Raw genomic sequence first — 13,789 nt, forward strand, 5'->3', positions numbered from 1 at the left:
CCTCCTGACGTCAGCGGACATTCCGCAGCATGAAAAAGCTAAAATTAGAATTATCCCCAAGGAATTATCGCATTAGTTAAATTGAGAAAAAGATCAAGCCGATATAAGAAAAAGATCACAGCCCACAAGAGAAGAATCAGGTACCCTTGTCTCCCAAAGACCTATTGGAGAGAAGGATGCTGAATCGAGATACAGTAAGTTCAGAGCAATTGGGGCATTTAGGACTTGTTGCAGCAACGATTAGAGAATTAGGGATAATAGAGAGAATTGATGCACGCCTTGAGTTAAATGAAAAAAAAGGAGGCGTGGTAAGCTATGGTCGTCGAGTAGCGGCGATGGTTATCAATGGGTTGGGTTTTATGAATAGCCGGTTGTATATGACGCCGCATTTTTTCCAAGATAAGCCTGTGGCTCAACTGCTTGGTTCAGAACTAGACGCGGCACACCTGAATGATGACAGTCTTGGTCGCTGCCTGGATAAAATCGCAGAATACGGTGTGACCAGGCTTTATTCGGAATTGGCTTTTGAGATTGCCCGAGAAAAAAATTTACTAAGCCAGAGACTGCATTTAGACAGTACAAGCTTTGTTCTTTACGGCCGCTATGACACAGAAGAGGCCGCGCCCGGGATTGCGCAACCAGACTACGGATATTCCAAAGCGAATCGCTCTGATCTAAAGCAAGTGATGCTGTCACTAGTACAAGGAGGAGCTGCGAATATCCCCTTATGGATGGAGGCCTTAGATGGGAATAGTAGTGATAAAACAAGTTTCCAAGAGACGGTTAGGAGGGTGCAAGCGTTTACACAAAGTATTCATGGGATGCCTGATGGCCTTTGTTTTGTGGTTGATGCCGCCTTTTATGTTCCAGAGCAGTTGGCAAGCCTCAATAACGTGTTTTGGATAACCCGAGTACCTGCACAGCTTAATGAAGCCAAAGTATTGTTGAACAAGCCTTGTGATGCTCTGACCTGGGAGCCGTTTGATGCAAACTATCGTGGAAGTGTTCATGAAACGGTTCTTTATGGTATTCCACAACGCTGGGTTTTGATTGAGTCGCAACAGGCGAGGTTGCGAGAGCTAAAGACTTTTCAGAGGCATTTGGATAAAAAATCTCAAGAGCTCATTAAATCCTTATGGCATCTTGGTCACCAGGTCTTTCAATGTCCTGACGATGCAAAGCAGGCATTAAAACCGCTCATCAAATCACTCAAATACCACCAAATTCATTATGAGATTCTACCTGTTGAACGCCATACAGGGAAAGGTCGCCCAAAACCTGGAGCTCAAAAAATGGTGATTGGATATCAAATACAAGCCTGTCTTTCTACCTGTCTGGAGAGGGTGGGTGCTAAAAAAGAAACACTGGGACGCTTTATTTTGGCCAGTAATCAATGTGATAGCTCGCTATTGAATAATCATGCCATGCTTCAACAATATAAAGAGCAATCCTGTGTCGAATCAAGCTTTAAATTCATGAAAAACAATGCCTTCGAACTGGACTCTTTCTTCCTTAAAACACCTGAGCGAATTACAGCCTTGATGATGGTAATGACGCTTTGTCTCATGGTGTACAATTTTGCTCAAGCTCACATCAGGCAATGCTTAAAGGAGCATGATGAAGCACTTCCCAATCAGCTGGGTAAGCCAGTACAAAATCCCACAATGAAATGGATTGCTGAGCTGATGAACGTGATAGCTGTTGTAACCATCCTGACAAACGATCAAAAACATCGTGTGGTAACTAATCTAAAACCAGTACATCAACAAATCATTTCTTATTTTGGTCAGTATGCTCTTGAAATCTATGGACTTGCCGCAGAATCTGCGCGTGGCACAGGCTTCTCCTGCCTGGCTATTGAACAGAATAATTATAAAAATCGTTTATCTTGGTGCGAAACGTAGGGTCAGAATAGAGTACACTTCAAATTGACAGCAAATAGAGATTATTATGGCCAATGAAATTAGGGGTGTGACAATCATTGGAACGAAAAGTTACTCTAAGCAAAAATCTTTAAGCCAGATCTAGCTTTTCAGTCACATTTGACGTGTTCAGTGACCTTAATTGTCCTTCCGCAACAAATTTAGGCAGCATAAATGAAAAATGCCCTAAGAAATTAATATGCTTTCGCCCTAATGGAGATAACCGTGCCTCATCTTCTTCCTTTATCACTTCACCTTGTGCACGCAAATAATCTAATGCAGCCTGCATATAAACTGTATTCCACAATACAATCGCGTTAGTTGCCAATCCGAGTGCATTAAGTTGATCTTCTTGCCCCTCGCGATATTTTTCATATATTTCGCCTCGACGTCCATGATACACAGTGCGCGCCAGGCTGTGGCGGCTTTCACCTTTGTTGAGTTGTCCTAAAATATGGCGTCTATATTCTTCACTATCGATATAATTAAGCAGATACAGAGTCTTGATAATACGACCCAAATTCATTAATGCTTTAGCTAAACCAGAAGGCCTATTTTTTCTAAACAAAGAACGTATTAAATCTGAAGCACTGACGTGGCCTAATTTCAATGAGGCAGCAACCCGTAAAATGTCTTCCCAATGCTTTCGCATGGAGTTCTCACTAATTTTATGGTTAGAAATATCATTCAAAGAACCATAGTCAGCTTTAGGATTGATTCTCCAAAATCTTGCTCCTCCAACATCTGCAATCCTTGGGCTAAATTGGTATCCTAATAACCAAAACAAGGCAAAGATTATTTCACTCGCACCAGCGGTATCTGTCATGATCTCTTTAATATCAAGACTTGTTTGTTGATCTTGCATCCCATCCAGTAGGTAAAGCGAATCACGCAAGGTGCCTGTGATGACAATTCCATGAAATCCTGTACTTTGATCCGATATAAAATTGTAATAGGTTAATCCTCGTTTTGGTCCATAATATTTTTTATTAGGTCCCGAGTTCACTGTTTTTACCGCGCAAGAAAATCTGATGCCATCAGCTGAGGCAATATTACCTGTGCCCATTTTTTTTGCAAGAGGCTGCTGAGAGTGGATATCCACTAGTCGTGCATTGGATCTGGCAATAGTTTCTGCGCGAATGCAATTTTGCTGCACCCAACTTAATCGATTCCGTGTTAGTTGCGGACTGTATTCATCAATTAATGGTTCAAGCCCAATATTACACGCTTCCGCCATGATTACCGCGCATAATGAAACCTCAATTCCAGAAACCCGTGAATTATTATCACTAATATGGGTACATTCATCAGTAAAATCTGACATGTGGTCGACTTCGAGCAATAGTTCTGGAAAATCAATCCGAGGCATCAAGCTATCCACTTTATCCTTTAACATTTTCAGGCTTTCAGGTTCATCCAATTTTTCTAATCTGGATAATTTGATCCTGTCTTTACCCTTATTGTTTTTAACGATCTCAACTGCATCATTTTTGGATAATCTTTCAATCACATCCTGATAGGAATTCTCCAATTTTATAGACAAATGCTCAAATGCTTCATCAAAATCTATACATAGATTTAGTGATCGGCATACAGGGATCTTATATTGCTCCCAGGCTAACCCCTTTAATAATTTAGCGCGCGGATCGCACCAGCGCTCACTATTCACAACATGTATATCACGGCTGCGCATATTAGCTTGTAAATGATCCATGGCACATAAGGTATAACCTGGCCTATCGATTTCTTTGGTTTTGGCTTTGATAACAATATTTCGCCAACCAGAATTTACAATTTCGAGGGGTGCATTTTGAAATGAAGGTTTACGTTTACCCTCCATAGCCGCTAAAAATTCTATAGCAGCTTGTACTGGCTTTCCTTCTTTAGTAGTTTGAAATTTGACAGTATTGAGTAAGATTGGTAAGAACCTGCGTACAGTTTTGTACTGCTCAAGCAACTCATCATAATATTTATCATGATTCGGTTTTGCAATCTGTCGAATGACTTCTACAGCATTCGTAATAATATCTCTGGAAATGGCTTTGTAAATGACGTTGGGTAGGTTATCGTCCTTCTCGTGTTTTAAAAATAAATCCCCAAAATCAGACAGCTTCAATGCAGCTTTATCTAAATCACCCAAACTACGAATGCGCTTTCTCTCTCCTAATCGTTTTGCCTCCGCGGTGATTTCAGTGATTAACATATCCAACAAATCCAAAGCATCATCCAGTGCCTTGATTTCATAAACATAAGCAAAAGAAAATAATACAGCAATACGTCTGTCATCAGGCATTCTTGCAATCGACGGTGCCCACGACACAGTGACATATCTCGCCAGGTGATTAATCTTTGCTTTCGGTATATTGCCAATATCTATTTGGCCTATGCCCAAGTCACGTATACACTGATAACGTCGAAAAGCCTTCACTAATCCTGTGCTACTGATGTGCGTAGGCCCCTTTTTTAATTCATCAAGTTTACTGTAGCGACTTCCTTTTGGAGTCAGCAATAAATTTTCCAGTTGTTCTTTACGATTATTATTCACCAATAAGGTCAGTCGTTGCCATAATCGCTTTGATGCTCGATCTCGAACCTTTGCTATTAAAATGGTTAAGGTACTAATGCCTGGCAAAATAATTTTTTTGTTAACAAGCCATAATATACAGCGTTCAAATAAAATACCGGGTCTTTCATTACCATACCAAGCTTGAGAGTATAACCAGCGAGTTAATCGATATCCCCAGATATCGCTGAGATCTTTATAATCAAAAAGCGTCTTGATTTCATTGCAATGTGCGGATCGAGTAGCTTTTCGATCCAGGTAAAATTTAATGTCTTCTGTAGGTTCCATCTCTAATTGTTTTGCAAGATAGCAAATAACATTGTTTGGTACATTAATTGGATTAGGAAGAAAGGTTCCTAGAAATCTAATCGTAGTCAATTGCAAAGCATAACCAAGCTTGTTGTAATCACGACGACATGTATTGATTAACTCCCTATCCTTGTCATCAAGGTAAAAATATTTGTCGAGTTGCTCTTGAGAAAGTTTATCAGGATAACGAGCGTAGCTCTGATATTGTTCATCAGTTAAAAAATCAACAGGCATGCTTGTCCAGAAATATCCCATAAACAAAGGCCGGGATAGTACCTCAATGCAAGTTACATAATCAATTTGAAATATGGTTTAAAAGACGTTAATTTAGTTACCAGTAAAGTGACTAATTTTATTTATTCTGAGGAATGCTTTCGTTGAGTCACATAACCGGTCGTTTATGTGACTTAATCACCATAATGATAAAGGATAAAAAATGCTCATTGGATATGCCCGTGTATCAAAGGCAGATGGATCGCAGACAACCGATTTACAAAGAGATGCTCTATTGGCTGAGGGTGTTAAAGAAGAATCAATTTATCAAGATCATGCATCAGGTAAGCGTGATGACAGACCTGGACTTCAAAACTGCCTAAAAGCCCTGCGAGAAGGTGATATATTAATTGTATGGAAATTAGATCGCCTAGGACGTAATCTTCACCATCTCGTTAATACAGTTCATGAATTAACCGCAAGAAAAATTGGCTTAAAAGTTCTTACAGGTCATGGTGCCGCTATTGATACAACAACAGCTGCTGGGAAATTGGTATTTGGTATTTTTGCAGCACTTTCAGAGTTTGAACGAGAAATGATTAAGGAACGTACACTCGCTGGAATAGCATCTGCCCGTGCCCGTGGACGGAAAGGTGGCCGTCCCTACAAAATGACTCAAGCAAAACTAAGACTTGCGATGGCTGCTTTAGGTCAACTTGAAACTAAAATAGGACCGTTATGTGAAGAACTCGGAATTACAAAACAAACTTTATATCGGCATGTATCACCTACAGGTGAGTTACGAGAGGACGGGAAAAAATTACTTGGTATGGTCTGAGTAGGAATCCTTAGAGTAACTTTTCGTTCCAATGATTGTCGAACCCCGTAGTCAAGTCAGCGTCCTTATTGGTAAGGGCTGCAACTTGTGTGACCTCACTTTCTTTAAGTGTCAGACGGCAATAAGCGTTGGCGAGTTCCTCATGCGTTGCCAAGGTCTCGGTTATCTCAATGGCTGCTTCTTTAAGCGGGGTCGTCGATTCCCTTAAGATAAACCCTGCGGATTTCAGTGCTTTGATTGGACTTCCGGCATGAAAGCCTTCGGTAGAACAGGTATTGTTTAACAGTACCAGTCGTGAACGCCCGGGCTTAAGAGAGCGCTCAAGCTGGCTTAACTCCGCAAACCCAAGCTTTTGCGCATCATGGACAATGATTACACCCTCTTTAAGCGAATCGTCTGCAGTAAAAGACGCGACTGTCTTTACGAGCTCTCCCTTAAAGCAGGATTTAACCCACTTCCAAAGGCTTGAGGTATCGCGTGAAAGATTAGCAGTTAAGCGATTTGCCTGCAGTCGTCCGGGATGAAGCACCTGCGTTTTAAGGCCTGCGTCCTCACTGGCATGCACGAGTGATTCAATCAGAGTTTTCTCATGGGTTAAGCCATGGACATCAATAAGCTGTACCCGGTCATGGCGACTTAATACTTCGCCGGCAAGGCCTCCCGCTTCAGTATAAATCGCCTCGGCACTGCCGCGAGAGACCTTAAACTGGCGAATAAATCCCTTTTCCTGTTTTAATAATTCGGCGGTTGTATAAGTGGTGTTTGCCTTCCCCAAAAGGACTTTGCTCTTAAAGCGCGCCGCAATCTCTTCTTCCAGCTCGCTGTGATGGATGGCAGCACGCGCAAACATAAAGGCAGTTCTGACTAAATCGCCATGCCTGATTTCAGTGCTGAATGGACTTAATTCAGCAAGAGCCGCATCAATCGCCTCTTTTGCCGTCTCACTCACTTCAATTCCTTCAAGAGGGGTTATTAAACCCTGTCCGCGCACTTTGCTTTCCGCAATAAGCCCTTCCAAGTCAACGCCGCACTGCCTTGCTTCTTCTTGCCATTGTTGATGAAGGGCGGCACTATCAATATCGGCTTTACGTTGCCTCGTATCAAGGGTTGCAATTTCAGCCGCTTTAGCCCCTGAAAGTCCTTTTTCTTCAAGACGGTCTAAAATCTGAGTTCGTCGTTTTGAGGTTTGTTTCAGGTAGTGCTCTGGCACCCCTTTGATTTCAAAATTGCCATAGCGGTCTTTAATCTCAATCTCAAACCCAAGTTCACAAACCCCTTTGGCCAGCGAGGAATTATAAATCAACCCCAGATAATGCTGATTCTGATATAAAAACTCCCTAAATCCGTGCTCCAACTGGGATTTATCCTGCTTTGAGCGCGAAGCTAAGGCACGCCACTGGCCATCATGACGCTTCGTCATATTCATGATTACGCCATGGTCGTGCAGCAGCGGGTCGAGCTCACGGGATGTGGTATGCTGAAAGAGTGCCACGACGAGGTTTTGTGTTTTTTCAAAGCGCGTTTCCCCATTTAAAGTCATTCTTGCCTCAGCAGCTAGTGTTTCAATCACCTTAAAAGTCTCGCGAACAGCTGCATTATGCGCATCTACCAGTCGCCTGTCGCCGCCGACTAATGCCAGTGTTGAGATGGATTTAGGAGCAGACAGGGTGACGTCCGTTCCCGGGCGATGCTTGACCTCACCCTCTCCGATGTTTATCCCTAATTGCTGACCTGAGGGGAGCTTGCCTTCGAGCAGTGTTAAAAAGGGCTCGGGCAGGACTTCGCCTGCTAAGCTCAAAGCGCCAGCCCCCCTCCCATACCAAGCGCTTGCCTGCTGCAGTTCGTCTTTGTCAGACAGGTAATAATTGTCTTTGGCGGAATAGTAATGCAGGGCATCAGCAGCACTTGTTACCGGTTTAATTGAGAGCATGGCTTTTCCTTTTAGTAAACGCCCGTCCTTGAGACGTTGCTTGAAAAACAGATTTATTGAGTGAAACGCAAGACCTCTTCTAAATCATTAGAAGCAACCTGTTGATTAAGAGGCGGTTCTTTGTCAATGCGTGGCAGGCGAGTGGGTTGAACCTCTTCGTCCAATTCGTCTTCATTAGCGGCCTGCAAAGGCAGATTCGAATCGGTGAGCGAAAGAAGTGCCTTGGCCGGACTGCTCATCCCCTGCTTTAAGGCTTTAAGTACCTCGGTCATGGCACCTTGCTGCAAATCCAAGGCTTCTTTACGTCGTAACAGGGCTTTATCTTGCATAGCTTGCTGCTTTTCTTTTTCCTTCAGGTGAGTAGCCAGAGGATGGGTTGATGGGCAAAGGGAGCTTTCAGGTAACACCTTAATCTCACGAAGACGATGCTGGAGGTTTTCAGCAAGGCGTGCCTGATTCCACGAAACAGCCCTCGTTTTAGCAAACCCTGTCAGTGCTATTGCGGCCATACAGCCGCCACTAAGCAGCAACCCAGGCGGCGAAAAGCACCATAGAGTGACTATTGCGGTCGATGTTGTGGCCGCCAGAAGCTTAATTCCTACGGTCTGCCAGGCATTTCTTCGATGGCTTTCAGCACGATGGGCAGAGGCTAAAGCCTCCCAGGGCGCATCCGTGCTTAAAAGGGATGAGGCGGCTTTATCGGTATAAAGGCTTTGTACCAGGGTGACTAATCCTTTCAGCACATCAATGCCTGCAGAAGCCACAAAGAGTGAGGCCACTGTCGTTGTCATAAGCCCTGCAGCGAGATAACAGAGGGTGTAGGCCGCGATGGCAAAACCCGCACTTAAGCCATGAAAAATGAGAGAGCCTGCCTTGGCGGCAGTTCCTTTTTTTGAACTGCTCAGTGTGGAGTAGGTCTGAGCTCCGAGGCCTGCAACCTGGTAAACCAAGCCCGCAAGTGCTAAGTGACGGGGTAAAATCTGGCTTGCCACTCGATTTAAAAAGGGGGAAACGGTCTCTTTAAGCCAAAGGGCTGCCTGGCGTATTAAGTCACGATTAAAAAAAGCCAGCGCACCACTGCCGGTGAGTCCCACTACGGGCAAGAGTACTGAAAGTGAGCTTTTTGGTTTTGATGTGGCGTCAATCAGTTTAAATAAAGCCTTAAGATGGTGATGATTATCCTGATAAAGCAGCAATAGTAGTTCATAGAGGTTATCTGCTTCCCCAAGAAGCTCACGTTGTCTTTCCAAAGGAATGGCAAGACTTCCCAAAATCGCCGTGATAAAGGCATCATCGGGTGGCAAGCCAATTGATTTAATCAGTGTCCTTCCATCACAGTTTAATGCCTTAGCCTGCACGGTGAGGCGGGCGCGAACGAGTGCTGTCTCCTCACCGTGTAAGTAATGCAGTACGATTTCTTTGATTGAGGTTGTGTGCGTTTTGGTCATTCGAGGCATTGCCTTCTCCTTTTCCAGTGGTAACCCTGCCCCTGTTGGCCGAGTTCATTTTTTTACAAGCGGATTTCAACGTCTTTTTGTGGCAGGCAAGATTCATTGATAGCTGCCATATCAATTCCTGTCAGGTTTTCAAGGCGTTTCTCGTCATTGATGATTAGGTTGGCGCTCTGCTCAAACACTTGGATTTTTTTAACCGCGTCATCGCATAAGGGATTTTGCGCAGCATTTAAAATCTCGCTAGTCAGACCGTCTAAGGCATCAAAATCAATGGGTCGCTCAATGAGTGGCTCAGTAATGCTTTTGCGTTTTAAATAAGCGGATTTCATCCGGGCGATGGGGTGGTCTCCTGCCAGGCGGATATAACATTCCTGGTCTTCCAGGGTCATGATTTCACCCTCATCCACCGTTTTGCGCTTAATGCGCTGTGTACTCATGGTGTTCCCATCACGAATGGAGTTTGGCCCATAAGACTGGCTCTCCCTCACCTCATCCAGCGTCTGCTCGCCTAAATCCTCGGATACCCAGCGCGCTACGCGGCCTTTGGGACTTCGAAAATAAACACTGGTGTTGAATAAATCGGAGATGGCATAGGCCTCATGTTGACCATAGAGAAATTCAAGCTGGGAAATGGATTGAATGCCAATAGCAACGCAGCCGCCAAATTTTCGAATGTCGGCTAAGGTATCAGAGAGCATCTCCAGGCGGTGAAGGCTCGCCAGCTCATCCATAATGAGCCATATTCGCCTGCCGGTGTTGGCTTTTAAGGACTGAATCCCCTGCATGGCAAGGCCAAGCCAGAGCGATATAAGCGGCTTGATTTCGCGGTGGTATTGCGAGCGTGATGTGATAAAAAGCCAGCCTTTCTCAGACTGGGAAGGCTGGCTGGCCTCGTTAATCCAACCCTTAATTGAAAAGGCCTTATCCCCGGAAAGCCCTTCTAAAAAACGCAATGCTTTGGTGTAGGTGGCCAGCACTGATTTGATGGAAATGGCGGTTTTTTCAATTTCTTTGCTGACAAGGTTTTCTGACTCAGTTCCTTTGAGCAGGTCGCGCATTTCATCAAGACTTGTCGTGAGAAGCAGTCTTAATAAGGTCAATGCACTGCGGTCTTCCCGTCCCCGCATCCGCCAGGCAGTACTGGTAAGAATGGTACGGGCAGAATCGACCCAAAAAGGATCGCTTCCCTGCACCGACTTTGGGATGAGATAAGTGGCGAGATTGCCAAGCTCCATGGGGTTTTCACATTCCGCCCATAAATCCCAGTTAGCACATAGGGCTGATACCGGGTTTAATTCCACATCAGTCGCCTCATTAAAAAAATAAGGCTTGATGGTGCATTCTTTGTCATAAATAATGGCAGGCTCACCTAAGCGGCGAATTTCATCCAAAAGGCGCATGATGGCCTGAGTTTTCCCGGTTCCTGTGGAGCCATGAAAGAAAATTCCCTGGAATTCCGACCTGGCGGGCAACGGAAGCTGATTTAACAGACGAATATCGGATTTGCCGCGCCGTGATTTTTCAACCGATTGAATGGCTTCCTTGGGTGTTTTGGCAAGACGAGTTCCTGAAATGAACTTATCCTGGCTGTATTTCTCCCCTTTCTTGATAAAAAAACGGGTAAAAAATACGGTAATGCCACAATAGATAAAAGCACCGGTAATCAGGGCGGCCATGCTTTTTTTAAACAGGGTTGTTTTCGCCTGCTCCACCGCCGCCTGGATACCCGGTGAATGCAAAAAATAATGCGCATCAAAACCACCCACACCGGCTTTTGACCATACAATCACTTCTTCATAGTGTAAATGGTGCAGGAAATCACAGTAGGCCTGTAGTGCAAGCAGCCTGATTTCCTCATGTGATGAGCCAATCATCAGCAGAAGAACAAGCAGCACATAACCTATGATTGCCCAATGCAGAATGCGGTTGGTAACCTGAGCCATCATGGTGGTGCTATAGCCAAAAATCTGGCCGCCACGGATAAACTGCAGTAGTTTTAATAACATAAGTCTGTCCAAGGATGTTATTACCGTCTCGTCCCTGAAACTGGCTTATTTGTTTTAGTCAGTTATCGCTGTTCTTAAATTTAAGCGCTAAATCATCGCTCCTCAGAAGAAAACAGCGTTGCTTTCTGCATTTTTTCACCAAAAGCTGACACCAGCTCAATCAGCATGCCAAAGCCTAAACGCTCGCTTTCGATGCCGGCTAAAAGACCGGTGATCACAAGGCTGAAAATACAAGCTCCAAATTGAGTAAAGAGAATGTCAAAAAACTCAAGCCCGCCATGGACGGAACTCATATAACTAATTCCGGCATAGGAAATTGAAAAAATAAGGAAGTAAATCTTCACCAAAAGAAAGATTTTTTCTCTGACAAAATCTTCTGATTTAAGCCGGCATTGAATCAGCTTATCAAAGAGAATAAAGCTGCGGATAAAGAAAACTGGAATCAGGGAAAAAGCAAGGGTTAAAAACCATGTCTTAATCAACAGAGAAAGTGATAAATCGACACGGTAACTACCGACCAGCTTAAACCAAAGTTGCACCACTACATTGACCGCCAGCATAAAAAAGGATGACTTAAGAACAGCCGAAAGCAACGCTCCATAATAGTCTTTCGCTGGCACAATATCCATTTCAAGCGTGGAAATGGTGTGCAAATCACTCTTTAAGTCGTCCTTTAGTTTTTGATAATCCATCATCATATTCCTTATTCGAAACTGCTTGGGTATTGGCATTATTTTCTACCTTTATTTTAACTGATTCCGCCTCGTTTGTAATGTCTTTTTTGCGATTATTTTTCAAGCGATTGTGCCGCATGATTCAACTGTTCATCACTCATTAAAACAAAGCCTTCTCTGTCTGCTTTTTTATCGACTTTATTCGCGTAATCATGAAATACTGTTTGAAGTGATTTATCGTGTAAAGCTTGCGCTTCACGTTCATGGTTTTCACGAAAATCCTCTTTTGTTGTTGCAAGGGCTGAATGAACCTGCGCACTGACGGCCGCTTGACCCTCGCGGGATTCAAGAAATCCTCCGCCCAGCGCTGCTGGGTTTGAATGCTGGCCATGTCCGTTTGAAGCATCACCTGCTCACCACGAGCCCCGTGATGGGCAACCACCCAGTCGTGATAGGGCTGGTTTAAATTCATATCAATGCTTTGAGCGTGATCGCTTGCATGGCTCGCCGCCTTTTGCAGTTGTTGCCCATGGCTATACTCACTACTTGCCTGTTCACTTAGGGACAAGCCTTTGGCAAAAATTGGCAGCAATCTGCTCAGACTTGCTCAAGTGCAAGGAATCAGCTGCATCCAGATGGTTGTTTCTGGCCGTACTGACCAGATGATTAAAGGTTTCATTAAAGCTTTGCCTTCACTGGAATTATTAAATTCCTGCGTACTCGCATGCCGGCCGGCACCAAAGCGTCCTGTTGCAGAACCTTCAATCGACCCGCCCCAGACCAGTTTCATGAATTTACCGAGCAGAGCCTGCTCGCTGTTTATCTTCCCGGCGATTGCAAGTTCCGCACTGACATGGCTTGAGCTGTCATGATGTTCATTGTAATGGCTTACCAAATCCTTCATGCGACGCAAATCAGCGCCATAGCTGTCGTTAACTGAATCACTAAGCCCTTCCCCGCTGCGATATTCATTGGCATCGTTACTGGCAAACTGCTTCAGTTCACTTAGACCTGCCTGCAGGTGCCTATCAGCCGCTGTGCGATGCTGGGAGGCATGGGCAAACGAGTCATTGGCCGACTGGTGCAGGGAGTCCACCACACGGTCGGACAGATTCACTCCGACTGCAGCATGGGAGATGGCAGGCAGGGCATTGCCAATACGAGAGCCTGAGGCCGTTTCAGTTAAGAGAGCCCCATTAGCAGTCTGTACGGTGGCCTGGCCTTCGGAATGATAATAATTGCTGTCGAATTTATTCGCACTGGTGTTGCTATAATTCATATTCCAGCCGCTGTAAGAAGCCATGGAGACATTCCCCTGGGCAATCGCCTGCGCTTCACCGACCGATAAAGACTGCGCCATGCCGCCTAAATGCTGGGAGGCTGTACTTAAGACCGACGGCAGCCCCTTGGTAATGTAATAGGCGATGACAGGCACACTCGCCGCCAAAGCACCTGCCGTGTAGGCAAAGCCGCTGGATAAGGTGGCTAAGGTATCAATGTTGGAAAAGCTGACCCCGCCAGTCTTTCCACCAAAGACTGACATGGTTTTAGAAGCGCCTAAGGAGACAAAAAAAATGAATGATGATAAACATGGGCGGCCAAGACCATAAAAACACCTGCGATTGCAGGTAGACGGTAAAGACATTCTGCAGCGTTGGTAACAGCGCTACTAAAAATACCAGGGGGAAGATACAGATGGTCAGCATCCACATCACCGTCATGTAATAAGGCAGGCGATAGCTTGCCAGCCAGAAACTGTTGGTTTCAGCCAGATGCATCTTATGCAGGCTTGCCGTATTGGTGTAGTTCATCAACTGCGCATCCGCCCCATTGAAGGCAAAGGCATCCGAGGCCGCGTCACGGGTCGCGTTAATCAGAAT

10 protein-coding genes are annotated in these 13,789 nt (G+C 44.7%); 2 read left to right on the forward strand and 8 right to left on the reverse strand.

The genetic code is table 11. From position 1 onward, the window contains the following. The first annotated feature begins 176 nt into the window (after positions 1-176). A complete protein-coding gene (locus DYC89_RS16330; RefSeq protein WP_115220201.1) occupies positions 177-1,904 on the forward strand; it encodes an IS1634 family transposase in 1,728 nt (575 codons plus the stop codon). Positions 1,905-2,013: 109 nt separating this feature from the next. On the opposite strand, the gene DYC89_RS16335 is transcribed toward DYC89_RS16330, so the two are convergent. Next, positions 2,014-5,028, reverse strand: coding sequence for a Tn3 family transposase (locus DYC89_RS16335; RefSeq protein WP_115222856.1), 3,015 nt, complete (start codon positions 5,026-5,028; stop codon positions 2,014-2,016). A gap of 202 nt (positions 5,029-5,230) precedes the next feature. On the opposite strand from DYC89_RS16335, the gene DYC89_RS16340 reads away from it, so the two are divergent. Next, the gene (locus tag DYC89_RS16340; protein ID WP_115222855.1) at positions 5,231-5,845 is read left to right on the forward strand and encodes a recombinase family protein; all 615 of its coding nucleotides are present in this window, start codon (positions 5,231-5,233) and stop codon (positions 5,843-5,845) included. Between the two features lie 10 nt (positions 5,846-5,855). On the opposite strand, the gene mobF is transcribed toward DYC89_RS16340, so the two are convergent. The 7 genes from mobF to DYC89_RS16375 form a co-directional block, all read right to left on the reverse strand. Beyond that, positions 5,856-7,775, reverse strand: a complete 1,920-nt coding sequence (gene mobF / locus DYC89_RS16345; RefSeq protein ID WP_115222882.1) for a MobF family relaxase — start codon at positions 7,773-7,775, stop codon at positions 5,856-5,858. Positions 7,776-7,828: 53 nt separating this feature from the next. After that, the gene (locus DYC89_RS16350; RefSeq protein WP_115222883.1) at positions 7,829-9,232 is read right to left on the reverse strand and encodes a hypothetical protein; all 1,404 of its coding nucleotides are present in this window, start codon (positions 9,230-9,232) and stop codon (positions 7,829-7,831) included. Between the two features lie 53 nt (positions 9,233-9,285). Continuing rightward, entirely contained in the window at positions 9,286-11,235 is a 1,950-nt protein-coding gene (gene traD / locus DYC89_RS16355) for a type IV conjugative transfer system coupling protein TraD (RefSeq protein WP_115222884.1), read from the reverse strand. A gap of 92 nt (positions 11,236-11,327) precedes the next feature. Next, a complete protein-coding gene (locus tag DYC89_RS16360) occupies positions 11,328-11,927 on the reverse strand; it encodes a hypothetical protein (protein WP_115222885.1) in 600 nt (199 codons plus the stop codon). Between the two features lie 142 nt (positions 11,928-12,069). Continuing rightward, on the reverse strand, positions 12,070-12,501 hold the full coding sequence (locus tag DYC89_RS16365) for a hypothetical protein (protein ID WP_115222964.1): 432 nt from the start codon (positions 12,499-12,501) through the stop codon (positions 12,070-12,072). Positions 12,502-12,516: 15 nt separating this feature from the next. After that, entirely contained in the window at positions 12,517-13,554 is a 1,038-nt protein-coding gene (locus tag DYC89_RS16370) for a hypothetical protein (RefSeq protein WP_147285524.1), read from the reverse strand. Further along, the coding region (locus DYC89_RS16375; RefSeq protein ID WP_181879472.1) for a conjugal transfer protein TraG N-terminal domain-containing protein at positions 13,457-13,789 on the reverse strand (333 nt) is incomplete at its 5' end. The genes DYC89_RS16370 and DYC89_RS16375, both read right to left, overlap by 98 nt.

This window comes from Legionella donaldsonii, assembly GCF_900452385.1.
Taxonomy (GTDB): domain Bacteria; phylum Pseudomonadota; class Gammaproteobacteria; order Legionellales; family Legionellaceae; genus Tatlockia; species Tatlockia donaldsonii.